The organism is Streptomyces sp. NPDC036822, from assembly GCF_055609145.1.
The window spans coordinates 387,553-413,920 of the sequence record NZ_JBVJPY010000006.1 but is presented as its reverse complement, the minus strand read 5'-3'; the positions used below and the strand labels follow the sequence as shown (position 1 = coordinate 413,920).

General features: G+C 72.5%; 25 protein-coding genes and 1 tRNA gene. 13 read left to right on the top strand and 13 right to left on the bottom strand.

Annotation, left to right across the window (positions count from 1 at the left end; genetic code table 11):
- Nucleotides 1-41 precede the first annotated feature (41 nt).
- From ACZ68P_RS17685 to ACZ68P_RS17660, 6 genes are all read left to right on the top strand, one after another.
- Entirely contained in the window at nucleotides 42-524 is a 483-nt protein-coding gene (locus ACZ68P_RS17685; RefSeq protein WP_003953493.1) for a CarD family transcriptional regulator, read from the top strand.
- A gap of 424 nt (nucleotides 525-948) precedes the next feature.
- On the top strand, nucleotides 949-1,698 hold the full coding sequence (ispD, locus tag ACZ68P_RS17680) for a 2-C-methyl-D-erythritol 4-phosphate cytidylyltransferase (RefSeq protein ID WP_471007001.1): 750 nt from the start codon (nucleotides 949-951) through the stop codon (nucleotides 1,696-1,698).
- Nucleotides 1,688-2,206 (top strand): 2-C-methyl-D-erythritol 2,4-cyclodiphosphate synthase, encoded by a 519-nt coding sequence (gene ispF, locus ACZ68P_RS17675; protein ID WP_471006999.1) that lies wholly within the window; start codon nucleotides 1,688-1,690, stop codon nucleotides 2,204-2,206. The genes ispD and ispF overlap by 11 nt, the downstream gene beginning before the upstream one ends.
- A 101-nt stretch (nucleotides 2,207-2,307) precedes the next feature.
- Complete coding sequence (gene cysS, locus ACZ68P_RS17670; protein WP_471006997.1) at nucleotides 2,308-3,708, top strand: cysteine--tRNA ligase; 1,401 nt, start codon at nucleotides 2,308-2,310, stop codon at nucleotides 3,706-3,708.
- Between the two features lie 76 nt (nucleotides 3,709-3,784).
- Complete coding sequence (gene rlmB / locus ACZ68P_RS17665) at nucleotides 3,785-4,744, top strand: 23S rRNA (guanosine(2251)-2'-O)-methyltransferase RlmB (protein WP_365718798.1); 960 nt, start codon at nucleotides 3,785-3,787, stop codon at nucleotides 4,742-4,744.
- A 246-nt stretch (nucleotides 4,745-4,990) separates the two neighbouring features.
- The gene (locus ACZ68P_RS17660; protein ID WP_471006994.1) at nucleotides 4,991-6,571 is read left to right on the top strand and encodes a DoxX family protein; all 1,581 of its coding nucleotides are present in this window, start codon (nucleotides 4,991-4,993) and stop codon (nucleotides 6,569-6,571) included.
- A 181-nt stretch (nucleotides 6,572-6,752) separates the two neighbouring features.
- On the opposite strand, the gene ACZ68P_RS17655 is transcribed toward ACZ68P_RS17660, so the two are convergent.
- From ACZ68P_RS17655 to ACZ68P_RS17645, 3 genes are all read right to left on the bottom strand, one after another.
- Nucleotides 6,753-7,469 carry a nucleotidyltransferase family protein gene (locus tag ACZ68P_RS17655; protein WP_471006991.1) on the bottom strand — a complete coding sequence of 239 codons (717 nt, stop codon included), beginning with the start codon at nucleotides 7,467-7,469 and terminating at the stop codon, nucleotides 6,753-6,755.
- Nucleotides 7,470-7,523: 54 nt separating this feature from the next.
- Nucleotides 7,524-7,937, bottom strand: a complete 414-nt coding sequence (locus ACZ68P_RS17650) for a hypothetical protein (protein ID WP_471006990.1) — start codon at nucleotides 7,935-7,937, stop codon at nucleotides 7,524-7,526.
- Between the two features lie 233 nt (nucleotides 7,938-8,170).
- Nucleotides 8,171-9,268 carry an ABC transporter ATP-binding protein gene (locus ACZ68P_RS17645; RefSeq protein ID WP_365718881.1) on the bottom strand — a complete coding sequence of 366 codons (1,098 nt, stop codon included), beginning with the start codon at nucleotides 9,266-9,268 and terminating at the stop codon, nucleotides 8,171-8,173.
- Nucleotides 9,269-9,576: 308 nt separating this feature from the next.
- Here ACZ68P_RS17645 and ACZ68P_RS17640 point away from each other — a divergent pair.
- Nucleotides 9,577-9,651: transfer RNA gene (locus ACZ68P_RS17640), tRNA-Thr, on the top strand.
- Nucleotides 9,652-9,762: 111 nt separating this feature from the next.
- Here the strand turns inward: ACZ68P_RS17640 and ACZ68P_RS17635 are convergent.
- Nucleotides 9,763-11,154 carry an NAD(P)/FAD-dependent oxidoreductase gene (locus ACZ68P_RS17635; RefSeq protein WP_471006987.1) on the bottom strand — a complete coding sequence of 464 codons (1,392 nt, stop codon included), beginning with the start codon at nucleotides 11,152-11,154 and terminating at the stop codon, nucleotides 9,763-9,765.
- A gap of 220 nt (nucleotides 11,155-11,374) precedes the next feature.
- On the opposite strand from ACZ68P_RS17635, the gene ACZ68P_RS17630 reads away from it, so the two are divergent.
- The gene (locus ACZ68P_RS17630; protein WP_471006985.1) at nucleotides 11,375-11,851 is read left to right on the top strand and encodes a GNAT family N-acetyltransferase; all 477 of its coding nucleotides are present in this window, start codon (nucleotides 11,375-11,377) and stop codon (nucleotides 11,849-11,851) included.
- 76 nt (nucleotides 11,852-11,927) lie between these two features.
- Here ACZ68P_RS17630 and ACZ68P_RS17625 read toward each other — a convergent pair whose 3' ends face one another.
- Complete coding sequence (locus ACZ68P_RS17625) at nucleotides 11,928-12,926, bottom strand: zinc-binding dehydrogenase (RefSeq protein WP_471006984.1); 999 nt, start codon at nucleotides 12,924-12,926, stop codon at nucleotides 11,928-11,930.
- 136 nt (nucleotides 12,927-13,062) lie between these two features.
- Nucleotides 13,063-14,235 (bottom strand): FAD-dependent oxidoreductase, encoded by a 1,173-nt coding sequence (locus ACZ68P_RS17620; protein WP_471006982.1) that lies wholly within the window; start codon nucleotides 14,233-14,235, stop codon nucleotides 13,063-13,065.
- A 118-nt stretch (nucleotides 14,236-14,353) separates the two neighbouring features.
- Here ACZ68P_RS17620 and ACZ68P_RS17615 point away from each other — a divergent pair, with 118 nt between their 5' ends.
- Nucleotides 14,354-15,031: a pentapeptide repeat-containing protein gene (locus tag ACZ68P_RS17615; protein ID WP_471006980.1), complete on the top strand. Its 678-nt coding sequence runs from the start codon at nucleotides 14,354-14,356 to the stop codon at nucleotides 15,029-15,031.
- A gap of 83 nt (nucleotides 15,032-15,114) precedes the next feature.
- On the opposite strand, the gene ACZ68P_RS17610 is transcribed toward ACZ68P_RS17615, so the two are convergent.
- From ACZ68P_RS17610 to ACZ68P_RS17595, 4 genes are all read right to left on the bottom strand, one after another.
- A complete protein-coding gene (locus tag ACZ68P_RS17610) occupies nucleotides 15,115-15,615 on the bottom strand; it encodes a hypothetical protein (protein ID WP_471006978.1) in 501 nt (166 codons plus the stop codon).
- Between the two features lie 187 nt (nucleotides 15,616-15,802).
- A complete protein-coding gene (locus ACZ68P_RS17605; protein ID WP_471006976.1) occupies nucleotides 15,803-17,110 on the bottom strand; it encodes an FAD-dependent monooxygenase in 1,308 nt (435 codons plus the stop codon).
- A gap of 87 nt (nucleotides 17,111-17,197) precedes the next feature.
- On the bottom strand, nucleotides 17,198-17,818 hold the full coding sequence (locus tag ACZ68P_RS17600) for a response regulator (RefSeq protein WP_471006975.1): 621 nt from the start codon (nucleotides 17,816-17,818) through the stop codon (nucleotides 17,198-17,200).
- Entirely contained in the window at nucleotides 17,815-18,945 is a 1,131-nt protein-coding gene (locus ACZ68P_RS17595; protein WP_471007166.1) for a sensor histidine kinase, read from the bottom strand. Before ACZ68P_RS17595 ends, ACZ68P_RS17600 begins: the two co-directional genes overlap by 4 nt.
- Nucleotides 18,946-19,514: 569 nt before the next feature.
- On the opposite strand from ACZ68P_RS17595, the gene ACZ68P_RS17590 reads away from it, so the two are divergent.
- Nucleotides 19,515-20,063 carry a GlcG/HbpS family heme-binding protein gene (locus tag ACZ68P_RS17590; RefSeq protein ID WP_471006974.1) on the top strand — a complete coding sequence of 183 codons (549 nt, stop codon included), beginning with the start codon at nucleotides 19,515-19,517 and terminating at the stop codon, nucleotides 20,061-20,063.
- A 258-nt stretch (nucleotides 20,064-20,321) separates the two neighbouring features.
- Nucleotides 20,322-21,722, top strand: coding sequence for a M1 family metallopeptidase (locus tag ACZ68P_RS17585; protein WP_471006972.1), 1,401 nt, complete (start codon nucleotides 20,322-20,324; stop codon nucleotides 21,720-21,722).
- A 4-nt stretch (nucleotides 21,723-21,726) separates the two neighbouring features.
- On the opposite strand, the gene ACZ68P_RS17580 is transcribed toward ACZ68P_RS17585, so the two are convergent.
- Together ACZ68P_RS17580 and ACZ68P_RS17575 are read right to left on the bottom strand one after the other, a co-directional pair.
- Nucleotides 21,727-22,236, bottom strand: coding sequence for a GNAT family N-acetyltransferase (locus ACZ68P_RS17580; RefSeq protein WP_471006971.1), 510 nt, complete (start codon nucleotides 22,234-22,236; stop codon nucleotides 21,727-21,729).
- A gap of 185 nt (nucleotides 22,237-22,421) precedes the next feature.
- Complete coding sequence (locus ACZ68P_RS17575; protein ID WP_365718831.1) at nucleotides 22,422-22,997, bottom strand: TerD family protein; 576 nt, start codon at nucleotides 22,995-22,997, stop codon at nucleotides 22,422-22,424.
- A 116-nt stretch (nucleotides 22,998-23,113) separates the two neighbouring features.
- On the opposite strand from ACZ68P_RS17575, the gene arfB reads away from it, so the two are divergent.
- Nucleotides 23,114-23,551 carry an alternative ribosome rescue aminoacyl-tRNA hydrolase ArfB gene (gene arfB / locus ACZ68P_RS17570; RefSeq protein ID WP_365718833.1) on the top strand — a complete coding sequence of 146 codons (438 nt, stop codon included), beginning with the start codon at nucleotides 23,114-23,116 and terminating at the stop codon, nucleotides 23,549-23,551.
- A 175-nt stretch (nucleotides 23,552-23,726) separates the two neighbouring features.
- Here arfB and ACZ68P_RS17565 read toward each other — a convergent pair whose 3' ends face one another.
- On the bottom strand, nucleotides 23,727-24,305 hold the full coding sequence (locus tag ACZ68P_RS17565) for a flavin reductase family protein (RefSeq protein ID WP_471007165.1): 579 nt from the start codon (nucleotides 24,303-24,305) through the stop codon (nucleotides 23,727-23,729).
- Nucleotides 24,306-24,692: 387 nt separating this feature from the next.
- Between ACZ68P_RS17565 and cdgB the strand changes: the two genes are divergently transcribed.
- Entirely contained in the window at nucleotides 24,693-26,345 is a 1,653-nt protein-coding gene (cdgB, locus tag ACZ68P_RS17560; RefSeq protein WP_471006969.1) for a diguanylate cyclase CdgB, read from the top strand.
- Nucleotides 26,346-26,368: the final 23 nt, after the last annotated feature.

Genomic DNA, 26,368 nt, shown 5'->3' with positions numbered 1-26,368 from the left:
TCCGTGTTACCCTGGATAGCCACGGAAGGGGTACCTGTCACATGACGTTCAAGGTTGGCGACACCGTGGTCTATCCCCATCACGGGGCCGCGCTGATCGAGGCCATCGAAACTCGCCAGATCAAAGGCGTGGACAAGACCTACTTGGTGCTCAAGGTCGCCCAGGGCGACCTGACGGTGCGTGTACCGGCGGACAATGCGGAGTTCGTCGGAGTTCGCGACGTAGTCGGTCAGGACGGGCTGGACCGGGTCTTCGAGGTGCTGCGCGCGCCGTACGCCGAAGAGCCGACGAACTGGTCCCGTCGCTACAAGGCAAATCTCGAGAAGCTCGCCTCCGGCGATGTCATCAAGGTCGCCGAAGTAGTGCGCGACCTGTGGCGTCGGGAGCGGGAGCGCGGACTCTCCGCAGGTGAGAAGCGCATGCTCGCCAAGGCTCGGCAGATTCTGGTGAGCGAGCTCGCCCTCGCGGAGAACACGAACGAGGACAAGGCCGAGGCTCTCCTCGACGAGGTCCTCGCGTCCTGAGTGCAGCGATGCCGCGGTGCCCGCTGACGTGCTGTGAAGACCACAGTGCCGTCGCCGGGCGCTGCGGCATGTCCGTCTGTGGCATGTCCGTCCGCGTCGACGGACGGCCCCGCACCGCGGAGCCGGCCGCGAAAGGCGCGGGCGACCGGAGCTGACACCGTACGGAGACGTACACGACGCACGGATTCGTTCCCAGCGTGCGGAGCGCGCGGAGCCGCACGAAGCCCGGACGGCCCCCGCATCACGTGTTTCACGGAAAAACCCGCAGTCCCTGTCCCCTTGGTCCCCTCGCGCCACATCCCCTGTGCCCGCCGCGGAACGCCCCGACCGTCGTCACGGAAAGGGCCCGGTCAAGGCGTCGCGTCCGGCACGGTGAGGCCATACCCATGTCGGCCGAGGAAACAAACCTGCCGGAGTGCAACCAATGACAGACCCAGCGCGTCCTGTCCGTACCGCCGTGGTGATCCCCGCGGCCGGCCGGGGCGTACGGCTCGGCCCAGGCGCCCCCAAGGCGCTCCGGGCGCTGAACGGCACCCCCATGCTCATCCACGCCGTCCGCGCGATGGCCGCCTCCCGGGCGGTCTCCCTCGTCGTCGTGGTCGCCCCCTCCGACGGCGCCGCCGAGGTCAAACACCTCCTCGACGCCCACGCGCTCCCCGAGCGCACCGACTACCTCGTCGTCCCCGGCGGCGAAACCCGCCAGGAATCCGTACGGCTCGGCCTCGACGCCCTCCCCGAGGGCATCACCACCGTCCTCGTCCACGACGCGGCCCGCCCCCTCGTCCCCGTCGACACGGTCGACGCCGTCATCGAGGCCGTACGGGACGGCGCCGTCGCCGTCGTCCCCGCACTGCCCCTCGCCGACACCGTCAAAGAGGTCGAGCCCGCGGAGCAGCAGGGCCGGCCCGAACAGGTCGTCGCCACCCCCGAACGCTCCCGGCTCCGCGCCGTCCAGACCCCGCAGGGCTTCGACCGCGACACCCTCGTCAACGCCCACGCCACCATCGCCCTCACCGGCGACGGCGCCACCGACGACGCCGGCATGGTCGAACGCCTCGGCGCACCCGTCGTCGTCGTGCCCGGCCACGAGGAGGCGTTCAAGGTGACGCGCCCGCTCGACCTCGTCCTCGCCGAGGCCGTACTCGCCCGCAGGAGGGCCAACGATGGCTTCTGACCGGCCCCTCCTGCCGCAGGTCGGCATCGGCACCGACGTCCACGCCTTCGAGAAGGGCCGCGAACTCTGGTGCGCCGGCCTCCTCTGGGACGAGGCCGACAGTGGCGGACACGGCCTCGCCGGCCACTCCGACGGCGACGTCGCCGCCCACGCCGCCTGCGACGCCCTCTTCTCCGCCGCGGGAATCGGCGACCTCGGCGCCCACTTCGGGACCTCCCGCCCCGAATGGTCCGGCGCCTCCGGCGTCACCCTCCTCGCCGAGGCCGCCCGCATCGTCCGCGCCGAGGGCTACGAGATCGGCAACATCGCCGTCCAGGTCATCGGCGTCCGCCCCAAGGTCGGCAAGCGCCGCGACGAAGCCCAGAAGGCCCTGAGCGCCGCCGCCGGCGCCCCGGTCTCCGTCTCCGGCACCACCACCGACGGCCTCGGCCTCACCGGCCGCGCCGAAGGCCTCGCCGCCCTCGCGACCGCCCTCGTCGTCCGCGTACGGCCCCCGCACACCGCATAGGCCCCCGCCCGCCGGCGAGGAGACGCCCCACAGCGCGAAAAAGACGCCCCGCGGCCGGTATAGGTCGCGGGGCACTACCACACGCCCACTACCCTGGAGTGGTGACTATTCGCCTGTACGACACCAGCGCCCGGCAGATCCGTGATTTCACCCCGCTCACACCGGGCTGTGTCTCGATCTACCTCTGCGGTGCCACCGTGCAGGCCGCCCCGCACATCGGCCACATCCGCTCGGGGCTGAACTTCGACATCATGCGCCGCTGGTTCGACCACCGCGGCTACGACGTCACGTTCATCCGCAACGTCACCGACATCGACGACAAGATCATCGCCAAGGGCACCGACCAGGACCGCCCCTGGTGGTCCATCGGCTACGAGAACGAGCGCGCCTTCAACTCCGGCTACGACGCCCTCGGTTGCCTGCCGCCCACCTACGAGCCCCGCGCCACCGGCCACATCACCGAGATGGTCGAGATGATGCGCGGCCTCATCGCACGCGGACACGCCTATGAGGCCGACGGCAGCGTCTACTTCGACGTCCGCTCCTTCCCCGGCTACCTCGCCCTGTCCAACCAGGACATCGACGACCTGCGCCAGCCCTCCGAAGAGGGCATCACCGGCAAGCGCGACCCCCGCGACTTCGCCATGTGGAAGGCCAGCAAGCCCGGCGAGCCCGACTGGGAGACCCCGTGGGGCCGCGGCCGCCCCGGCTGGCACCTCGAGTGCTCCGCCATGGCCCACAAGTACCTCGGCCCCGCCTTCGACATCCACGGCGGCGGCCTCGACCTGATCTTCCCCCACCACGAGAACGAGATCGCCCAGGCCAAGGCCTACGGCGACGACTTCGCCTCGTACTGGGTGCACAACGCCTGGGTCACCATGAGCGGCGAGAAGATGTCGAAGTCCCTCGGCAACTCCGTCCTCGTCTCCGAGATGGTCAAGCACTGGCGCCCCATCGTCCTGCGCTACTACCTCGGCACCCCGCACTACCGCTCGATGATCGAGTACAGCGAGGACGCCCTGCGCGAGGCCGAGGCCGCGTTCGCACGGATCGAGGGCTTCGTCCAGCGCGTCACCGAGAAGGCCGGCAAGACCGTCCCGCCCGCCCCCGACGTCCCCCCCGCCTTCGCCGAGGCCATGGACGACGACCTGGGCGTCCCGCAGGCCCTCGCGATCATCCACACCACCGTCAGGCAGGGCAACAGCGCCCTCGCCGCCGACGACAAGGACGAGGCCATCGCCCGCCTCGCCGAGGTACGCGCCATGCTCGGCGTCCTCGGACTCGACCCGCTCGACCCGCACTGGGCCGGCGAGACCGACCGCGGCGAAGACCTCCACGGCGTCGTCGACACACTCGTACGCGTCGTGCTCCAGCAGCGCGAGTCAGCCCGCGAGCGCAAGGACTGGGCCACCGCCGACGCGATCCGCGACCAGCTCACCCAGTCCGGACTCGTCGTCGAGGACAGCCCCGAGGGCCCCCGCTGGACGCTCGGCAACCGCTGAAGACATGCCGCCCGGGCGACCGGGCGGCACACTTCACCTACAGACCTATGCACGCAACACCGAGGATTAGGTAGTCATGGCCGGGAACAGCCAGCGCAGGAACCGTCGCACGTCCAACAAGAAGGGTGCGACGGTCGGCAGCGGTGGCCAGCGGCGCAAGGGCCTCGAAGGCAAGGGCCCCACCCCGCCCGCCTCCGCACGCAAGGGCCACAAGAAGAACCGCATCGCCAACGCCCAGGCCAAGCACGCCGCCGCCCGCCGCCCCGCCCCGCGCCGCGGCGGCCCCAAGGGCACCTCCGAGATGGTCGTCGGCCGCAACCCCGTCTTCGAGGCCCTCCGCGACGGCGTCCCCGCCGTCACCCTCTACGTCCAGCAGTTCATCGACAACGACGAGCGCGTACGCGACGTCCTCAAGCTCGCCGGCGAGCGCGGCAACATCAACCTGATGGAAGCCCCGCGCCAGGAGCTCGACCGGATGACCAACGGGCTCAACCACCAGGGCCTCGTCCTCCAGGTCCCGCCCTACGAGTACGCCCACCCCGAGGACCTCACCGCGGCCGCCTACGACGCCCACGAGGACCCGCTCATCGTCGCCCTCGACGGCGTCACCGACCCCCGCAACCTCGGCGCGATCGTCCGCTCCGTCTCCGCCTTCGGCGGCCACGGCGTCGTCGTCCCCGAGCGCCGCGCCGCCGGCATGACCGCCGGAGCCTGGAAGTCCTCCGCCGGCACCGCCGCCCGCACCCCCGTCTCCCGGGTCACCAACCTCACCCGGGCCCTGGAGGGCTACCAGAAGGAAGGCCTCACCGTCGTCGGCCTCGCCGCCGACGGCGAGCACACGGTCGAGGACCTCGAAGCGCTCGACGGGCCCGTCGTCATCGTCATCGGCAGTGAGGGCAAGGGCCTCGGCCGCCTCGTCGGCGAGACCTGCGACTACCGCGTCCGCATCTCCATGCCCGGCGGCGCCGAGTCCCTCAACGCCGGCGTCGCCGCCGGCATCGTGCTCTACGAGGTCGCCCGCCGCCGCACCCGCTGACCCCCCGCCACACCGACGCGGGGCCATTCCACCCGGCCCCGCGCCGACCCTCCCGGGCCGGCGCCGCCGCCGCGCCGGCCATCCTCGGCGCGCGCGCCGACACTCCGTACGCCCCCTCGATCGGCGTACACCGGGGACGGGCCCACCTCGCTGAGCTGGGCCCTTTCCCGTAACGGGCGATCTTGACGGGTCTCGGACATTCCGAGCCCGTCAAGGCAGTGTCCTTATCCCGCGTCACTCGGTTAGATGAGTGTGGACACCAGAACGCCCCGGCCGGGGTTCGACGATCAGCCCGCGCTGAGCATGGTCAAAGTGGATTCCGACCCCGCGCAGGTCATCGTGAACCACGCCAGCTTCCGTGTGCGGCTCGCGCCGACCGCCCAGCAGCCGAAGTTCGCCGTCGCCCCCCGCCTCTCCGTACTCGGCGGAGCCGCCGCGGGCGCGACCGCGGGTGCGGCCGCGGGCGCCGCGGGCCGCCGCCGCCCCGTCGTCTGGACCGGAAAGTCCGCGCCCGGCGACCCCGGCGCCACCGGACTCCTCCAGGCCATGCGCGAGTCCTCCGTCTCCACACTGGAGCCCCCCGCGTCCCACGACGCCGGCGCCACGCAGGCCATCCCGCGCATCGACGACACCATGCCGACCCCCGTCGTCCCCTCCGACGCGCCCCCGCTGCTGCCCCCCATGCGGCGCGCCGAAGGCGCCTACGACCCCCCGCAGGACGACCCGTACGACACGCCGTACCGGCCCGCCCACGGCGAGGAGGACACCGACGCCGACCGCGCCCGGCCGCACCGCCACGGCGCCGACCCCGTCCGGCACGCCTACTACCCCGGACGCCGCATGAACCTCGGCGTCGTCCTCCTCCCGCTCCGCGTCTTCCTCGGCTTCATCTCCATCTACGCCGGCATGGGCAAGCTCTGCGACCCCGTCTACTTCGACGGCGGCGAACGCGGCTCCATGGTCAAGTGGCTCAACTCGCTCCACCCCTGGCCCCTCGCCGAACCGCTCCGCGACTTCGCCCTCCAGCACCCCGTCGGCGCCGGCCTCACAGTCGCCTTCCTCCAGGTCGTCGTCGGCGTCCTCACCGTCCTCGGACTCTGGCAGCGCGTCGCCGCCGTCTTCGGAGCCCTGCTCTCCGCCGCGCTCATCCTCACCGTGAGCTGGAAGAGCCTGCCGGTCTACGACGCCCCCGACATCATCTTCCTCGCCGCCTGGTCCCCCCTCGTCATCGCCGGCGCCCCCGTCTACTCCATCGACGGACGCCTCGCCGGCGAAGCCTGGCGCACCCTCGGCCCGCGCTCCGAACTCTGGGACCTCCGCCGCCGCGTCCTGCGCCGCGGCGCCGTCGTCACCGCCGTCGTCGTCGGCCTCACCCTCCTCGTCGGCTCCATGCTCGGCGGAGCCGTACGCTCCACCGAGATGGTCACCGTCCCCGGCCCCAACGACGACCCGATCAACCACCTCCCCGGGCAGCCCCTCCCGCAGGAACCCGGCGAGCGCACCCCCTCGAAGTCCGCCTCCGTCCGCCCCACGCCGTCGGAGACCGCCGGCGCCGTCGGCGAGAGCGAGGAGGAGGAGAGCGCCGCGCCGACCGAGACCGCCCGCGAGACCGGCCGCATCGAGGAGAGCCGGCCCACCGCCACCCGCGGCACCGACAGCTCCCCGACGCAGTCCAAGCCGGCGCCCCCGACGTCGACCAGCTCCGGCCCCACCAGCACCGGCGGCAGCACCACCGGAGGCGGCTCCGGCGGCGACGGCGGCAGCACGGACGGCGGCTCCTCCAGCGGCGGCAGCAACCGCAACCCCATCGGCGGCCTCCTCGGCTGACACACCCCCACCGACGGCCCCCGGCTTCGGACACGACGAAGGGGCGGCACCGCACGAGCGGTGCCGCCCCTTCGTCCTGCCCGCCTCCCGGCGTCCACGGAAGGCGGGCAGGTGCCTCGTCCGTGTCGCGTGTTCCCCGTCCACCGGCCGCACGCGCCGGCCACGCCCCTCCGCCGGGCTGTCAGGTCCCCTGAGCGGCCAGCTCCTTCGCCGCCTCCGTCAGGTCCTTCGCCGTGTCGATCGCCCGCCAGTAGGCCCCCTGAGGCAGCGGAAAGCCCGCCAGACGCCGCTCACGGGCCAGCCGGGGGAACGTGGTGCGCTCGTGGTCGCCCAACTCGGGGAGGAGGTCCGTGAAGGCCGCGGAGAAGACGTACACGCCCGCGTTGATCAGATACGGCGACGGAGGCGACTCGATGAAGTCGGTGATGTGCCCGAAGGTGTCGGTCTCGACGGCGCCCCACGGGATCCGCGGGCGGGCCAGTGCCAGAGTGGCGGTGGCGTCCCGCTCGGCATGGAACTCGGCCATCTCCCGAAGGGAGAAGCGGGTCCAGATGTCGCCGTTGGTGGCGTACCAGGGCTGCCCCGGCTCGGGCAGGTGCGCGGCCGCGTACTTCAGGCCGCCGCCACGGCCCAGCGGCTCCGTCTCCACGACCGTCGTCACGCGCAGGGGGAGGACGGCGGAGGCCAGCCACTCCTGGAGCACCTCGGCGAGATGGCCGCAGGACACGACGGCGTCGGTCACGCCCTCGGCGGCGAGCCAGGAAAGCTGATGGCCGATGATCGGGGTCCCGGTACCCGGGATCTCGACCATCGGCTTGGGGCGGTCGTCGGTGTAGGGGCGCAGGCGCGAGCCCTGGCCGCCCGCCAGGACCACGGCCTGCGTCGGGGTGGTGTGCATACCGGAACGATATGCGTACCTCGTGAGGCTGGAACCGCTGTCGGCGTCGGCGGCTCAGCTCGCGTACATCACACCCGTCGCGAAGGAGGTGTCACAGACCGGACGGGAGTAGGACTGGGCGCGCGTGGGGCCGTAGTGCTGCACGGCGGCACGGCCCAGAGCGCGCGCGATCGACATGCAGTGCCGGGCGAGCGACGGGCGGTTCTCGACCTCACGCTGGAGGTGGGTGAGAGCCGTCCCGGGGTCCTTCTCCTGAAGCTCTGCGAGGAGACGGTCGCGCAGAATATCCTGCGGGGCACGGGCCTTGGCGGGGGCGGAGACGTCCTTGGAGGATGCGGTCAGCATCTGGGTCCCGGAGGCCTGGCCGGCCCAGGGAACGGCGGACACCGCGAGCGTTCCGGAGAGCACCAGGACGACGGGCAGGACGAGGGCGAGAGAGCGGCCGATACGGCGGGCAGTGTGCGTCACGCAGGCGAGCGTAGCGGTCCGTACAGATATGGCGACATTTAGTCACTCTCGCGAGGGACGGTTCGAGGCGCCTTTTCGAATCCCATGTTGACGCCGACGCGTGGGGGCAGTCCGAATTGACTGATCTGCCGGGGTATTTGTCGACAGGCTCCACCGAGCGCGATCAAGGTACGCGAACGGCCCCGCGTCGGCGAGCGACACGGGGCCGTACGGCACGGGGCGGAGCCGGGGCGTCAGCCGGAGAGACGCTCACCCGTCGAGGTCGAGAAGACGTGCAGCTCGTCCGCGCGCGGCACGACGTGCAGCGTGGAGCCCTTCTCCGGCACCGCGCGGCCACCGACACGGACCACCAGGTCCTTGTCCTCGCTGCCGACCCGAGCGGAGCCGTACACGTAACCGTCGGCGCCGAGCTCCTCGACGACGTTCACGGAGACCGCCAGGCCCTCCTTGCTGGTGGCACCCGAGACGTCGAAGTGCTCCGGGCGGATGCCGACCGTCACGGTCGTGTCGCCCTTGGCGGAGGCGGCGGAGAGCGCGTCACGGGAGACCGGGACGATGCTGTTGCCGAACCGCACGCCACCCTCGGTGATCGGCACCTCGACCAGGTTCATGGCCGGGGAGCCGATGAAGCCGGCGACGAAGAGGTTCGCGGGGCGGTCGTACATGTTGCGCGGCGAGTCGACCTGCTGCAGCAGACCGTCCTTCAGCACCGCCACACGGTCGCCCATGGTCAGCGCCTCGACCTGGTCGTGGGTGACGTACACCGTCGTGATGCCGAGACGGCGCTGCAGCGACGCGATCTGCGTACGGGTGGAGACACGGAGCTTGGCGTCGAGGTTCGACAGCGGCTCGTCCATGAGGAACACCTGCGGCTCACGCACGATGGCGCGACCCATGGCCACACGCTGACGCTGACCACCGGAGAGCGCCTTCGGCTTCCGGTCGAGGTACGGCGTGAGGTCGAGGATCTTGGCGGCCTCTTCGACCTTGGCGCGGATCTCGCTCTTGTTGACGCCGGCGATCTTGAGCGCGAAGCCCATGTTGTCCGCGACGGTCATGTGCGGGTACAGCGCGTAGTTCTGGAACACCATGGCGATGTCCCGGTCCTTCGGCGGCAGGTGCGTGACGTCGCGGTCACCGATCCGGATGGCGCCGCCGTTGACGTCCTCGAGACCGGCGAGCATGCGCAGGGAGGTCGACTTGCCACAGCCGGAGGGGCCGACGAGGACGAGGAACTCGCCGTCCTCGATCTCGATCTCGAGCTGGTCGACGGCGGGCTTGTCGGAACCCGGGTAGAGCCGGGTCGCCTTGTCGAAAGTGACGGAAGCCATGGTGATGTGTCCCTTCACCGGCAGGAACGTGCCGGACGATCCGTTGTAAAGGAAGGATGTGGTGTAGTCCACCGGAGTGAACTGCACGTGACGCTACCTTGGCGATGTCCGATCTGTCAGCAGTCGGAGGCGGAGAAGTTTTCGAAAGAGCTCGGCCGCGGGGGCAGAGCAACGCACCTTTGACCAGCTCGCGACAGTGCGGTCGGCGAAGGTGTGGGCGGGTGCTCACGGTCCTCGTGACTACTTGGCCGGTGGTTCGTGGCGCTGTGTAAAGTGGGAGCCACGCGCGCTTGACGTATGCGGGCAACGCCTCCTTAGCTCAGTCCGGCCAGAGCAACGCACTTGTAATGCGTAGGTCGTCGGTTCGAATCCGACAGGGGGCTCTCCGAATTCCTGTGTCCCGGACCACCTTGGTCCGGGACACTCGTGTTTCACGGGGTGCACGGCGGGACGCGGAGCGGGCGCAGGCGGAGTCGGAGACGCGGGCGCGGGGCTCAGCGGCCGCTGAGGCGGTCGGCGAGGGTGGCGATGCGGTCCGTCGTGGCGGTGTGGGTGGTGGTCTCGCGGTGGTCGGCGGCGCGGTAGGCGGCGTACATGGCCTGGACGCCGAGCCAACGGAGCGGCTCCGGTTCCCACTTGCGGACCTTGTGGTCGACCCAGGGGAGTGTGGTGAGGTCGGTGGGGCCCGACTGGCCCGAGTCCTGCTGGATGAGATCGCGGAGGGTGCGGGCGGCGAGGTTGGTGGTGGCGACGCCGGAGCCGACGTAGCCGCCGGCCCAGCCGAGGCCGGTGGTGCGGTCGAGGGTGACGGTGGCGCACCAGTCGCGGGGGACGCCGAGGACGCCGGACCAGGCGTGGGCGATGCCGATGCCCGCGAGGGAGGGGAAGAGGCGGATGAGGATGTCGCGGAGGGCTTCGACGGTCCGGGGTTGGGTGCGGCCGTCGTTGTCGGTCTTGGAGCCGTAGCGGTAGGGGACGCCTCGGCCGCCGAGGGCGATGCGGCCGTCGGCGGTGCGCTGGGCGTACATGTAGGCGTGGGCCATGTCGCCGAGGGTTTCGAGGCCGTTCCAGCCGATGGTTTCCCATTGGGCGTCGGTGAGGGGCTCGGTGGCGATCATGGAGGAGTTCATGGGGAGCCAGGTGCGGCGCTGGCCGGTGAGGGTGGCGGTGAAGCCTTCGGTGCAGCGGAGGACGTAAGGGGCGCGGACGGTGCCGTAGGGGGTGACGGCGTGTTTGGGCTTGATCTCGGTGACGGGGGTCGATTCGTGGATGGTGACGCCGAGGGCCTCCACGGCGGCGGCGAGGCCTTTGACGAGTTTGACGGGGTGGATGCGGGCGCCGTGGGGGGTCCAGGTGGAGCCGACGGCGCCGGTGACGCGGATGCGGTCGGCGGTTTCGCGGGCGCCGTACAGTTCGCGCTCTTTCTCGCCGAAGGCGATGTCGAGGGCGTGGAAGGTCTTGAGGCGGGCGAGTTGGGCGGGGGTGTGGGCGATTTCGAGGACGCCGCCTTGGTGGATGTCGGCGTCGATGCCCTCTTCGGCGGCGACGCGGATGACTTCGCCGACGGTGTCGTTCATGGCGTGCTGGAGGCGGACGGCCGCTTCGTGGCCGTGGAGGGCGGCGTAGCGGTCGCGTCCGGCGATGCCGTTGTAGAGCCAGCCGCCGTTGCGTCCGGAGGCGCCGTAGCCGCAGAACTTGGCTTCGAGCAGGGTGATGTTGAGGAAGGGGACGGCCTTCTTGAGGTAGTAGGCGGTCCAGAGGCCGGTGTAGCCGCCGCCGACGATGCAGATGTCGGCGGTGGTGTCGCCGGGCAGCGGTTCGCGGGGGGCGGGGGTGCCTTCTTGGGCGTACCAGAACGAGATGCCGCCGTTGACCGTGCTGCTCATGGTGTCCTCTGTCCCTGCGGGCCTTGGGGGTCGGTGGCGGGAGGGTACTGGATGGGGTGGCGTGTTCCGGGGTGTGGGGTGGGCGTTCGTGGCGGCGTTGCCGGGGCGGCGCGGGAGTTCCTGGGAGGTGGAGGACGGGGAGCCGGCGCTGGATCCGGATCAGGTGTCCATCGCGCGGACGCTTCTGAGCGGGAGGCGCTGACGGAGGCAGGCTGGGGGCATGATTCGTACCGCCACACCGGCTGATGTTCCTGTGATCCATGCGATGGTCCGCGAGCTCGCGGAGTACGAGAAGGTCCCGCACGAGGCCCGTGCGACGCAGGCGCAGCTCCATGAGGCGCTTTTCGGCCCGGGGGCGGCGGTCTTCGCGCACGTCGCGGAGTCCGCGGAGGGGGAGCCGGTGGGCTTCGCCCTGTGGTTTCTGAACTTCTCGACGTGGCGGGGTGTCCACGGCATCTATCTGGAGGACTTGTACGTCCGTCCGTCGTGCCGGGGTGGTGGTCACGGGAAGGCTTTGCTGACGGAGCTGGCGCGGATCTGTGTGGAGCGGGGGTACGGGCGTCTGGAGTGGTCGGTCCTGAACTGGAACAGGCCGGCGATCGAGTTCTACGAGTCGTTGGGGGCTCGGGCGCAGGACGAGTGGTCGGTGTACCGGTTGACGGACGGGGCGCTGCGGGAGTTGGGGACGGGCGCCTGAGGTGTGAGGGCCTGGCGGCGGCGCTGGGCCCGGCGGGGGTGGGCGGCCCCCGCCGGCGTGGGTGTGCTCCGGGGAGCTACGGGATGAGGACCACCTTGCCGGTGGTGCCGCGGGTTTCCAGGGCGTGGTGGGCGGCCGCCGCTTCGGCGAGGGGGAAGCGGTGGACGGCCGGGCGGAGGTGGCCTGCGGTGGCGGTGGTGAGGGCGGCGAGTTCGAGGGTGCGGATGTCGCCGCCGGCCTTCCGGATCATGGCGGGGCCGAGGACGTTCTCGGAGGTGATGCCGCGGGTGGTGAGTTCGTCGTCGGTGAAGGTGAGTGGTTCGCCGTCGTGGGGGCCCTTGCCGGACCAGCCGAAGACGAGGTGCCGGCCGCCTCGGCCGAGGAGGTCGACGGCGGCGCGGCCGGTGTCGCCGCCGACGGAGTCGAAGACGAGGGTGGCGGTGCGGGGGCCGAGGAAGTCGCGGACCGTGGCCGGCCAGTCGGGGAGGGTGTAGTCGACGGCGAGGTCGGCGCCGTTCTTCTCGACGAGGGTGACTTTCCGGGGGCCGCCGGCCAGGCCGATGACGGTGGCGCCGGCGTTCTTCGCGTACTGGACGAGGAGGGTGCCGATGCCTCCGGCGGCGGCGGGGACGATCGCGACGGAGTCGGGGCCGAGTTCGGCGAACCGGAGGATGCCGAGGGTGGTGCGGCCGGTGCCGATCATGGCGACGGCCTCGGCGTCGCCGAGGGTGTCGGGGAGGGCGTGGAGCCGGTCGGCGTCGGCGACGGCGAGTTCGGCGTAGCCCCCGGGGGCGAGGCCGAGGTGGGTGACGACCCGCTTGCCGAGCCAGGCGGGGTCGGTGTCCGCGCCGAGTGCGTCGACGGTTCCGGCGACCTCGCGGCCGGGGATGGTGGGGAGTTCGGCGGGGGCGGGGAAGGGGCCGCTGAAGCCCCTGCGCAGGGCGGTGTCGAGGAGGTGGACGCCGGCCGCGGTGACGGCGATGCGTACCTGGCCGGGTCCGGGGACGGGGTCGGGTGTCTCCTCGTAGCGGAGGTTCTCGGCGGGGCCGAAGGCGTGGAGGCGGATGGCGTGCATGGTGGCTCCCCTGTCCGGTGGTCGCGTGGGGCGGTCGTGGTGCGTGGCGCGGGTCCTGCGGCTGCCCGGGGTGACCGCGCCGGCCGGCGACCGGTGGGTGTCGGTGTGGTCCGTGGGCGAGCCCCAGCTTTCAACCTCAAGCTCGCTTGAGGTCAAGGCGTGTGGCGCGCAGGGCCAGTGACACCGCTTCGACGGCGCTGGTGAAGGAGACCTCGGAGAGCACGCCGGGTGCGGCGACCTGGTCGCCGGCGAGGTAGACGCCGTCGCCGCGGTCGATCGCCGGCCGGTCGCGCCAGGTGGTGCCGGGGCGGTCGACGGCTCCCGTACGGCCGTGGGAGACGGCGACGCGGCGCTGGACGGTACGTTCCCGCCAGCCGGGGAAGCCCAGGTCGAGGAGGCGTTCGGCGTGGGCGACGCCGTCGGCCTTGGAGCCGTCGGGGCCGATGGGGAGCTGGGCCTGGAGGAGCTGCTCGCCGGCCGGGGCGAGGGTGGGGTCCTGGGCGGTGAAGCGTTCGATCCAGCCGGGGGCGTCCAGGTCGGAGATGACGAAGGGGTCCCCGGCGCGGTGGCGCAGCGCCAGGTCGACCAGGACGGTGCGGCCGCTCTCCCAGGTGAGGCCGGGGTCGTCGAGGAGGCGGGCGGCCGCGGCGAGGGAGGTGGCGACGACGACGGGCCCGTCGGCGAGCGGCAGGGCGTCGACGCGGGAGGAGGTCTCGATCCGTACGCCCAGGTCCCGGGCGCGGGCGGCCATCCGGTCGATGAGCCGCCCCCAGCCGCCGCGGGGGTAGTGGGCCTCGGGGGGCAGGGAGGTGGACCGGCGGAGCCGTTCCTGGACGAAGCGGGCGGACAGGGAGCCGGGGTCGTGGTGGAAGAGGGCGACCGCGCTGAAGGCGGCGGCGTCGCGGGCGGCACGGGGGCCGGCCACGCGGTCGGCCCAGCTGAGGAAGTCGACGTCGACGGGGGCGTCTTCGGCCGAGCGGCGGCTGAGGCGGAGGAAGCCGAGGGGCGGGGTGCGGCGCAGGGCGCCGTCGCGGTGGAAGCGCAGCCGGGCGGCTTCGAGGGGCGGCAGCGGGGCGAGCGGGCCGAGGAGGTCGCGCTGCTTGAGCCAGGTCCAGTGGGGGCCGCCGCTGTAGAGGGCGTGCGGTCCTTCGTTGGTGCGGTAGGGGCCTTCGGCGGTACGGGCGCGGCCGCCGAGGGTGCCGTGGGCCTCATGGAGGGTGACCCGCGCTCCGGCTTCGGCGGCGGTGACGGCCGCGGTGAGTCCGGCGAAGCCGCCGCCGATGACGGTGAGGTGCTTCGTCTGCTTCATGTGCTTCTCCCTGATGTCGGTGCGGTCCGGTCCGGGCCGGTCCTACGGAGGGGACGGGCCGGGGGCCGCGGTTTGTGACATCGGGGCCGTTGTCAGTGGTGCACGTCACCATGGGGTCATGGCGACACGGAGTGGCAGGAAGACGGCGGGGGTGGCGGGGGTGCGGCGGCCCGAGGTGCGGCTGCCGCCCCTCACCGCGCACGCGGGGGGACTGGAGCCGGACGGGGACTACGACGGTCTCGAGTTCCGGGGCCTGGACCTGGCCGGGCAGGAGGGGGCGGGCGCGCGGTTCATGGACTGCGCGGTGCGGGAGTGCGCGCTCGACGAGACGCGACTGACCTCGGCCCGGGTCCTGGACTGTGTGTGGAGCGAGCTGCGGGGGGTGGGGACGGACCTCGCGGGGGCGACGCTGCGGGACGTGGAGGTGCGGGACGCGCGGCTCGGGGGGACGCAGCTGCACGGGGCGGTCCTGGAGCGGGTGTGGGTGAGGGGAGGGAAGATCGACTATCTGAACCTGCGGATGGCGAAGCTGAAGGACGTGCTCTTCGAAGGGTGCGTGCTGAGCGAGCCGGACTTCGGGGGCGCGCGGCTGGAGCGGGTGGAGTTCCGCGACTGTGTGCTGGCGGGGGTGGACTTCAGCGGGGCCGTGATGAAGGACGTGGACCTGCGGACCGTGGAGCGCCTGGAGATCGCGCGCGGCGTGGACGCCCTGGCCGGTGCGGTGATCGGTATGGGCCAGCTGCTGGACCTCGCGCCGGTGTTCGCCGCCCAGTTGGGGGTGCGGGTGGAGGACTGAGCGGCGGCGGTCCGACGGGGACGTTCCGGGATGCCCGGGGGCCGGGGGACCTCGGCCGGGAGGGCCGGGGCACCCGGGGTGACTCAGGGCACGCGGGGGAAGCGGGCCTGGAGGTCCCAGATCACGGGGTTGTCGCCGAGGCCCTCGTGCATGTCGGTGAGGTCGGCGATCACGTCGTGCAGGAAGTCGCGGGCTTCACGGCGCAGTTCGCGGTGGTTGAAGGTGAGCGGGGGCTCGTCGCCGGGCATCCAGTCGGCCTCGACGTCCACCCAGCCGAAGCGGCGCTCGAAGAGCATGCGGTCCGAGGACTCGGTGAAGTCGAGTTCGGCGTACTGGGGGCGGGCGGAGCGGTTGCCGCGCGGGTCGCGGTCGAGCTGCTCGACGATGTCGCACAGGGCCCAGGCGAAGTCGAGCACCGGCACCCATCCCCAGGCTGTGGACAGCTCCCGGTCGGCCTTCGGGTCGGCGAGGTAGACGTCCCCGCAGAAGAGGTCGTGGCGCAGGGCGCGGACGTCCGCGCGGCGGTAGTCGGTCTGCGGGGGGTCGGGGAAGCGACGGGAGAGGGAGTAGCCGATGTCGAGCACGGATTGATGGTCCCACGCCGGGGGAGGGGAACGGCGCGGGGCGAAGGGCCCGCCCCCGGGCGCCCGGGGGCCGGACGCCTGTCGCGAGGGCGGTCGGCGGTCGGGAGCTCGTCCCCGGCGCGCGGGGGGCGGCCCCGGGTTCGGGTGCTCGGCCCCGGTGTCGGGCGTCGTCCCGGTCCTCCCGGTGTCAGGCGTGCGTGCGGGGGCGGGTGCGGGCGTGGAGGGTGCGGGCCAGGCGGGGACCGAGCCAGCGCTTGAGGCGGCGCAGGGCTTCCAGCCGTCCGGTGGCCTGGTCGAGCCGGTAGTAGAGCTGGGGCGGGATGTGCGGGAGCAGAGGGGAGTGGCGCTGGCCGAGGAGCGCGAACATCCGCGCCGGGTCCAGGCGCATGTAGCGGGGGAGGTTCTCGTACCACTGGGCGCTGTAGCGGGCCGCGCTCTGGGCCGACAGGAGCTCCGCGCGCCTGCGCCGGGCATAGCGGGTGAGCGCCCCGTCGAGATCCACGCCGGCCCCGCTCCCGCTTTTCCCGGCTCCGTCATCCGCCCGCCGCCTGTCGGCAGTCCCGGCCCCGGCCCCGGCCCCGGTCTCGGCCTCGCGCAGGGCGGTCGCGAGGGCGAGGGCGTCCTCCAGGGCGAGGGTGGTGCCCGCGCCGATGGAGTAGTGGGTGGTGTGGGCGGCGTCCCCGAGGAGGACCAGGTTGCCGCGGTGCCAGACGCGGTTGGTCAGGGTACGGAAGTGCAGCCACTGGGCGGCGTCGTCGGCCTGCGCCCGCCCGATCAGCCGGTGGCCGTCCAGGAGGTCGTGGAAGAGCTTCTCCATCAGGTTCAGGCTGTCGGCCTCGCCCATGGTGTCCAGCCCGAGGCCCGACCAGGTCTCCGGGGAGCATTCGACGACACAGGTGGACTGCTCGCCGCTGAACCCGTAGGCGTAGCACCAGATCCAGCCGTGTTCGGTCTCCTTGAAGGCGAAGCTGAAGGAGTCGAACACCTTGGTGGTGCCGAGCCAGATGTAGCGGTTGCGGCCGGTGGCGAAGGTGGCGCCGAAGTGGTCGCCGTGTGCCTCGCGCAGGACGCTGTTGACCCCGTCGGCGGCGACGACCAGGTCCGCGTCGGCGAGTTCGGGGCTGTCCGCGCCGGTGATGTCGTGCTCGAACTCCACCCGCACGCCGAGGGACTGGGCCCGTTCGGCCAGAAGGGCGAGCATCCGGCGGCGGCCGATGCCGAAGCCCTCGTCGCCCCGGTGGACGGTCCGCTCGTCGCGGACGATGGCGACACCGTCGGTCCAGCGCACGGACGCGGCGCTGATCGCGGCGGCGGACTCGGGGTCGCCGGCCCGGAGCTTGTCGAGGAGCCCGGCCCAGTAGGTCACGCCCCAGCCGTAGGTGGAGCCGGCCGGGTTGCGTTCGTAGACGGTGATGTCGTGGGACGGGTCCTGCCGCTTCATCAGGATCGAGAAGTACAGGCCGGCCGGGCCACCGCCGACGCAGGCGATCTTCACGCGCGCTCCCACTTCTTCTCACACTTCGTGATGGATGAGCGACGCAGGGTAGCAGGGGGTGAGGTGGGTGGCGGGGGAGGCGCGGGCTCAGGGAAGGAGGCGTTGTTCCTTGGCCACGGCGACGGCGCCCGCCCGGGTGTCGACGCCGAGTTTGGCGTAGATCCGGCCCAGGTGGGTCTTCACCGTCGCCTCGCTGATGAAGAGCGCGCGGGCGATCTCGCGGTTGCCGAGGCCGTGGGCGAGCTGGCCGAGGATGTCCCGTTCGCGGTCGGTCAGCGTCGGTCCGGCCGCTCCGCGCATCCGGTCCATGACGCGGCTGGCGACGGGCGGGGAGAGGGTGGTGCGGCCCTGGGCGGCGGAGTGGATCGCCGCGAAGAGCTCCTCGGGCCGTTCGGCCTTCAGGAGGTAGCCGGTGGCGCCGGCCTCGATGGCGCGGGTGATGTCGGCGTCCGTGTCGTAGGTCGTGAGGACCAGCACGTGTACGTCGGGGGTGGCGATCCGGCGGGTGGCCTCGACGCCGTCGATCCCCGGGCCGAGCTGGAGGTCCATCAGGACGACGTCGGGGGTGAGCTTCGCGGCCATCGCGACGGCCTCCTCGCCGCTGCCGGCCTCGCCGACGACCTCGATGTCGGGGGCGCTGCCGAGGAGGGCGAGCAGTCCGGCGCGTACGACGGCGTGGTCGTCGCACAGCAGGATCCTTACCGTCATGAACGGGCCTCCGGGGGTGTCGACAGGGGGATCGCGACCGAGAGCACGGTGCCCTCGCCGGGTGTGGACTCGATGGTGAGGTCGCCGCCGAGCTGCCGGGCGCGTACCCGCATGGCGGGCAGGCCGTGGCCGCGTACGCCCGGTTCCCGGGCCGGCGGTGTGGGCTCGAAGCCGCGGCCGTTGTCGGCGATGTCGAGGACGACCTGGTCGTCGAGGTAGGTCAGGGTTAGGGCGGCGGAGGTGGCGGCGGCGTGTTCGCGGACGTTGGCCAGGGCGCCCTGCGCGATCCGCAGCAGCGCCGACTGCACCCGGTCGGGCAGCGGAACCGGGGTGCCGTCGACACGGAACGCGGTGGACTCGCGGGCCGCGAGGTTCCGCAGCGCCTCCTCGAGACCGCCGCCCTCGGCGAGATCGGCCGGGGCGAGGTCGTGGACGAAGCGGCGGGCCTCGGCGAGGTTGCGCTCGGCGATGGACTCGGCGGTACGGACGTGGCGGCGCGCGGTCGCCGGGTCGCCGTCCCAGGTGCGGTCGGCGGCCTGGAGCAGCATCTGCTGGCTGGACAGGCCCTGGGCGAGGGTGTCGTGGATCTCCATCGACAGCCGCTGGCGCTCGGCGAGGGTTCCCTCGCGGCGCTCGATGGCGGCCAGTTCGCGCCGGGTGCGGATGAGGTCGTCGATCAGCGCCCGCTGCCGGTCGGCCTGGCGCTGGGCGTGGACGAAGACGGCGGTGGCGATGGCGGCGACCGCCGGCGGGGCGATGACCAGGTTCGGGTCCCATCCGCCGTGCGAGAGCTGGACCTGGGCGGTCACCACGAAGACGGTCAGCAGGGCGACCAGGACGAGGGCGGCCCGGGGCGGGAGGGTGCGCAGGCCCGTGTAGAAGAGCGGTACGGCGCACCAGGCGAAGCTCGGCGCGAGGACGACCAGGAGCATCCAGACGGCGACGACGGTGAAGAGCCAGGCGATCCGGCGGGGGGTGGCGCGGGTGCCGAGCACCGGGCCGAGGAGGTAGAGGGAGGCCAGGGCGCCGGAGAGGGCGACGACCCACGGGCCGCGGTCCTCCCAGGGGTGCCGCAGCAGGAAGCGGGCGAGGGAGGCGCCGAGGAGGAGGAAGAAGGCGACGTGCATGACCCGCGCCAGCCAGCGGGCGTCCGGGTCCTGCTCGTTCACGTGCCTCTCCGGCCTTTCCTGTCTCGTGGGTCTTTCCGGCCTGGTCGGCCGGGTGCCGAGGTGGTCCTTCCGGCCTGGGCCGGCCAGGTGCCGGGTGCCGGCTGCCGGCTGCCGGGACCGGGGGCGTCGGGTGGGTCGCCGGTGGTGGCGGCGACCCGAGTCCCGGCGGCCGGTTCCGGTCCGCTCGGTGTCCCGTCGGCCGGTTCCGGTCCGCTCGGAGTCCGGACGGCCGGCCCGGTTCGCCCGGTGTCCCGACGGCCGGTCCCGGTCCGGCCGGTGTCCGGCCCGGTGTCCGGCGGTCGTCTCCGACGCGCCCGGGGTCCTGGCGGCGCGCGGGGCCCCGTGCTGACCTGGGTGTACGGATCCATGGTGACCCGGCGGGACCACACCGGCATCAACCGATCGGCTGACCCGCGTGTCGTCCGTACCGCGCGGCGGACGCAGCCGCTCCGTCGACCGCACGGGCCCGGAAGCGGCCGGAGGATCGATGGCAGAGCGATTCACGCAGCGATCCCAGGGAGTTCCCCATGAAGAAGATCCTCATCGGCGCCACCGCGGCGGCCGCCCTCGCCGCCGGCACCTTCGGCGCCGTCTCCGCGAACGCCTCCGCCCCGGCCGCGCCCGCCGCCGCCCCGGCCGCCGCGGTGAAGGCCGACGCCGCGAACGAGAACCTCCAGCAGTCCACGCACCTGACCGTCGAGGCCGCGACCAAGGCCGCGCAGGCCACCCTGGACGCCGCCGAGGACGAGAACCAGCGTGTGACGGTCGCCGTCGTGGACCGCAACGGCAACACCATCGTGACCCTTCGCGGCGACGGCGCCGGCCCGCAGTCCTACGAGTCGGCCGAGCGCAAGGCGTTCACGGCGGTCTCCTGGAACGCCCCGACCTCGGTCCTGGCCGGGCGCCTCGCCCAGGCTCCGAACCTGAAGGACATCCCCGGCACGCTCTTCCTCGGCGGCGGCGTCCCGGTCACGGCCAAGGGCGCCCCGATCGCCGGCATCGGCGTGGCCGGCGCGCCCAGCGGCGACCTGGACGAGAAGTTCGCCCGGGCCGGCGCCGAGGCGCTCGGCAAGTAGCCCTCGCCGCGGGGAGGCGGCGCCCGGACCACCGCCGGGCGCCACCGTTCCGTATCGCCCCCGCGCCAGGCAGGACCACGCCCCCGCGCCAGGCGTGGCCTGCCCGCGGAGAAGGGCGGATGGTGGTCGCGCACCAGGAGGATGGTGCCCGCGGACGAGGCACGGCAGCGCCCCCGGGCCCGGCGTGCCGAGGCTCCGACCAGGTGTGACGGCGTCAGGGCCGGTCGGCAGCCGCGGGGCACGACCTAAGATCGTCGGGTGGAACCACGTACCCGGACCGCCCTGGCGGCCGTCACGGCGCTGCTGCTCCTCGCGGGCTCCGCCGGCTGCACCGGCGGCGAGGACGGCGGAGTGCGTGGCACCCCCGGCGCCGCGGGGCTGCGCGACCCGTACTTCCCCAAGCTCGGCAACGGCGGCTACGACGTCCGGCACTACGCGCTGAAGCTCGACTACGACCCGGCGAGCGGCCGTCTCGACGCCACCGCGGAGATCGAGGCGCGCGCCACGCAGGACCTGAGCGCCTTCAACCTCGACCTGGACGGCCTCACCGTCGGCCGCGCCACCGTCGACGGGGCCCCGGCAGCCGTCAACCGGGCGGGCAGCGAACTGACGCTCCGGCCCCGCGAGGACATCGACGAGGGCCAGGTCTTCCGCACCACCGTCGCGTACTCCGGGGTCCCCCGGACGATCACCGACGCGGACGGGTCGGGCGAGGGGTGGCTGAGGACGAAGGACGGGGCGCTCGCGCTCGGCGAGCCGGTCGGCTCCATGGCCTGGTTCCCCGGCAACCACCACCCCTCCGACAAGGCGACGTACGACATCACGCTGACCGTCCCCGAGGGGCTGCGGGCGATCTCCAACGGCGTCCTGCGGGGCGAGCGCACCGCGAACGGCCGGACCACGGCCGTCTGGCACAGCGCCGAGCCGATGGCGAGCTACCTCGCGACGGCGGCCATCGGCCGGTACCGGACGAGCACCACGACGACCCCCTCCGGGGTGTCCGTCCTCACCGCCGCCGACCCGGCCGTCGCCGACGAGAGCGCCGAACTCCTCGCCCGCATCCCCGAACTCCTGGAGTGGCAGCAGGAGAACTTCGGGCCGTACCCCTTCTCCGCGACCGGCGCCATCGTCGAACCGGCCGGGGACGCCGACTACGCCCTGGAGACCCAGACGCGGCCCGTCTTCCCGCTGGACTCCTTCGACGCCCCCACCCTCGTGCACGAGCTGGCGCACCAGTGGTTCGGCGACTCGGTCTCGCCTGCGACGTGGCGGGACATGTGGCTCAACGAGAGCTTCGCGACGTACGCGGAATGGCTGTACGCGGAGGACTTCGAGGACACCCCGGCGCGGGTCAGCTTCGACAAGGCCTTCGGTGAGGACGCCAACTGGGCCTTCCCGCCCGCCGAACCGCCGAAGGCGGAGAACCTCTTCGACCCGCCGGTGTACCAGCGCGGCGCGATGGTGCTGCACAAGATCCGCGAGACGGTCGGCGACGACACCTTCTACGAGATCCTGGCCGGCTGGCCCGCGAAGTACCGGCACGGCAACGCCTCGACGGAGGACTTCACCGCCTATGTGGAGGACGTGGCGGGGGAGGACCTGAGCGCGCTGTGGGACGTGTGGCTGTACGGGGACGACAAGCCGGAGCGGCCGCGGTGAGCGCTCAGAGGCTCTTGCGGAGCACCCGGCAGGGGCGGCCCCGGTCCAGGTCGGCGCGGCGGTCGGTCTCCTCGTAGCCGAGGGACGTCCAGAACGCGAAGGCGCGGGGGTTGTTCTCCAGGACCGCGAGTTTGACGCCCGTACGCCCTTCGGAGCGGAAGCGGTCCTCGACACGGCCGGCCAGCGCCCGGCCGTGGCCGGACCGGTGGGCGCGCGCGTCGACCATCAGCAGGCCGATCCACGGGTCCGGGTCGTCGGGGTCGGGATGGTGGTCGAGGGTGGCCGCGATGCCGATCAGCCGGCCCTCGGAACGGGCGAGGAGCACCTCGGCGCCGGGGCGGGCGAGCTCGTCGGCCAGGGCGGCGGCGACCTGCTCCGGGCGGATGCCGTCCGGGTCCGGGAAGTCGCCGGTGATCGCGTGGAAGTCGCGGTTGGAGGCGTAGAGCTCGGTCAGCTCGGTGAGGAGCGGGCCGGGGAGGGCGTGGTCGGCGGGGGCGTACGGCTCGACGATCATGCGGAAACGGTAAGGCCCCGGCCGGAGCCGGGGCCTTGTCGCTCAGCGCATTCGCTCAGCGCGTGTCGCTCCACGCATGTCGCTCAGTGCGTCCGCTCGGCGCGTCCGCTCGGCGCGTCCGCTCGACGCATGCGCTCGGCGCGTGCCGCTGACCGGCTGCCGCCGGTGGGCCGTCGCCGGTCGGGTCAGAGGTTGACGCCGAAGTCGCGGGCGATGCCCTCGAGGCCGGAGGCGTAACCCTGGCCGACGGCGCGGAACTTCCACTCCGCGCCGTTGCGGTACAGCTCGCCGAAGACCATGGCGGTCTCGACGGCGGCGTCCTCGGAGAGGTCGTAGCGCGCGATCTCGGCGCCGCCGGCCTGGTTGAGGATGCGGATGTAGGCGTTGCGGACCTGGCCGAAGTTCTGCGTGCGGGCGACCGCGTCGTAGATGGAGACCGGGAAGACGATCTTGTCGACGTTCGGGGGCAGGGCGGCGAGGTTGACGTTGATCTGCTCGTCGTCGCCGCCGCCCTCGCCGGTGCGGTTGTCACCGGTGTGGACGATGGTCTGGTCCGGCGTCGACTTGTTGTTGAAGAAGACGAAGTGCGCGTCGGAGGCGACCTTGCCGGCGGCGTCGACGCCGATGGCGGAGGCGTCCAGGTCGAAGTCGGTGCCGGTGGTCGTACGGACGTCCCAGCCGAGGCCCACGGTGACGGCGGTGAGGCCCGGGGCCTCCTTGGTCAGTGAGACGTTGCCGCCCTTGGACAGGCTTACAGCCATGGGAAGTCCCTTTCGTCGTGATGTCGTCACACGGGATAACGCGGACGGGGCCCTGCTGGTTCCAACGGGAATCCGGGGCGAAAACAGGATGACGTGCGCGCCCCGCTCCGGGGAACATGGGGGGCATGTCCGGTCCGTATGTCATCCGTGGCTCCGTCTCGCTTCCCGAGGCCGAGCTGATGTGGCGTTTCTCCAGGTCGTCCGGTCCGGGCGGACAGCACGTCAACACCAGCGACTCCCAGGTGGAGCTCCGCTTCGACCTGGAGCGCACCGAAGCGCTGCCGGAGGTGTGGAAGGCGCGGGCGCTGGAACGGCTGGCGTCGCGCCTGGTGGGCGGGGTGGTGACGGTACGGGCGTCGGAGCACCGCTCGCAGTGGCGCAACCGCGAGACGGCGGCGGTCCGCCTCACCGCGCTCCTCGCCGAGGCGACGGCCCCGCCGCCGAAGCCGCGCCGGGCGACGAAGATCCCCCGGGGCATCAACGAGCGCCGGCTGCGGGTGAAGAAGCAGCGCGCGGAGACGAAGCGCGGCCGCCAGGGCCGCGACTGGGGCTGACGCGCCTTCGGCGCTCGGCCCTCGGCGCCGGGCCCTCGACCTTGAGCGCGCTCGACCCCGAGCGCCCGGCCCTTGGCCCTCGGCCCTCGGCGCCGGGCCCTCGACCTTGAGCGCGCTCGACCCCGAGCGCCCGGCCCTTGGCCCTCGGCGCCGGCGGCTCGCCGGGCCCGGGCCGTCAGGCCAGGTGGCGGTACTTGCCCTTGAAGTACGTCAGGGGGGAGCCCTGCGGCGAGGGGAAGGCGGCCGTCAGGACGCGGGCGACGACCAGGGTGTGGTCGCCGGCCAGGACGCGGTTCTCCGTGCGGCACTCCAGCGTCGCCAGCGCCCCGCCGATCAGGGGCGCGCCGCTCTCCTCGCCGCGCGTGTACGGCACGTCCGCGAAGAGGAGCCGGTCGCTCACCCGGCCCTTCATCGCGAAGCGGCCCGCGACGTGCCGCTGGCTCTCGGAGAGGACCGAGACCGCCCAGACGGGGACCTCGGACAGCAGGTCGTCCATCCGGGACCCGTTGCGGAGGCTGACCAGGACCAGGGGCGGGTCCAGGGATACGGACATGAACGCGGTCGCCGTCATCCCGACGTCCTCGCCGCGCGGGCCGTCGTCAGGATCGTGGACCGTCACCAGCACCACGCCCGCCGCGAGGCGGGACATCGCCGCCCGGAACTCGTCGTCGCTCACCCCCTCAGCATGAGGGATGGCCGGATCCGGCACGGCGGCCGGGGGCGGCGGGGACGGAAGGACGAGGGTGTTCAGCAGCACACCCGCACGCTAGTCCGGGCCCACGCGCCGCCGCATCGGGCCGGGGGACCAGACCGGCCACCCCCGACGGTCCTAGGACCGCCCACCCCGGACCCTCCCCGGGCGGAGTCCCCGATCCCAGGCCCGTGATCACGGTCCCGGACCACCGGCCGTTCCGGACCACCGGTCTACAACGTTCCCTTTGCGTTCAAGAAAGAGCGGGAGCGCTTTCCGCCGCTTCGGGTAACGCTTCGGCATCTGTTGTGACTTGAGTCACAGAGCCCAGTATTTGTTGACCCTGTGTACCGGGGGCGCAGCTCGCTGTGATTCAGTGGCGGGGACAGAGCAGCATGAGAGCCGATGAGAACCCTGGAGTTGCTGTCGAGGTCTCGGGGAGAGCGAGCGATGGAGACCGAGTCGGAGCCGTACGTCCGTCTTGCGACCTTGCGGCAGCTGCATCAGGTCGTCGCCGACCTCAATACAGCGCGCAGTCTGGCGGACACCCTGCAGACCGTCGCCGACGGCATCGTCGCCGGACTCAACTATGAGCTGGCCTGCGTCAACCTCGTACGCCCCGACGGAGACCTCGTCGTCGCCGCCTTCGCCGGCAGCCCCGCCGCCGAAGCGCTGATCACCGGCCGTGTCGGCTCGCGCGCGTCCTGGGAACGCCGCCTCTCCATGGGAGTCGCCTGGGGCGACCTGCGGTTCATCCCGCACACCGAGGGCTGGGTCCTCATCGAGGACGACGTCCCGCAGTGGCACACCGAAGGCCCCGCCCCCCGCTTCGAGGACGAGTGGCACCCGCACGACCGCCTCTACGCCCCGATGTACGCCTCCGGCTCCGGCCGCGAACTCCTCGGCGTGATCTCCGTCGACCGGCCGCGCAACGGACGGCACCCCGGCCCCTGGGGTCAGGAAGCCCTCCAGATGTACGCCTCCCAGTCGGCGATTGCGATCAGCAACGCGCGCCTGAGAGCAAACATGCAGCGGGCCCTCGTCCGCCTCGAACGCGAGCAGCAGGCCCTGCGCGCCAGCGAGGAGTCCTTCCGGCAGGCCTTCGAGTACGCCCCCTCCGGCATGGCCATCGCCGAGATGGGCGGCGACCAGCACGGCCGCCTGCTGCGCACCAACGACGCGCTGTGCCGCCTCCTCGGCCGCCCCGCCTCCGTGATGCGCCGCTACTCCTTCGCCGACCTGGTCCACCCCGAGGACATAGGGACGCTGCTGCGCACCTCCGCCGAGGGCGGCCGCGCCGAGCTGCGGCTCGCCCGCCGGGACGGCTCCTACGTATGGGTCTCCCTGCGCAACTCCGTCGTCGCCGACACCACCGACGGCCCCCGCTTCCTCCTCACCCACGTCGAGGACATCGAGGAGCGCAAGCGCCACGAACTGCAGCTCGCCCACCGCGCCTCCCACGACGCCCTCACCGGCCTCCCGAACGGCGCGGAACTCCGCTCCCGGCTCAGCGCCCGGCTCTGCGAGCGTCCCTACGCCGCCCGCGCCGACGAGTTCGACGCCGGACACGACAGCGGCTTCGACTCCCCGTACGGGCACGAACACGGCTTCGGCTTCGATCCGGCGCCCGGCGCCCCCACCGGCGGGCCCTACGACCACCACGTCCACTCCGTCTCCCCCACCGGCGGGGACATCGACGACGGGACGAAAGGGCTCGCGGTCCTCTTCTGCGACCTCGACGGCTTCAAGTCGATCAACGACCGCTTCGGGCACCACACCGGCGACGCCGTCCTCATCGAGGTCGCCCGCCGGCTCACCACCGGCGTACGCGACGGAGACACCGTCGCCAGGCTCGGGGGTGACGAATTCGTCGTCCTCGCCGACGGCCTCGGCGCCGCCGACGCCGCTGACCTGGCCGTACGCCTGCGGAACGCCATCATTCCGCCGATCCGCGTCGACGGACGGGCGGTCCGGGTCGGAGCGAGTTTCGGCATCGGCTGGGCCGAGTGCGGCATGACCGTCGAAGAGGTCCTGAACTCCGCCGACCAGCGCATGTACATCGAGAAGCGGTCCCGGGCCAAGGTCCACCGCCGCGCCGGATAGCCGTTCGCGTCACCCACGGGTCA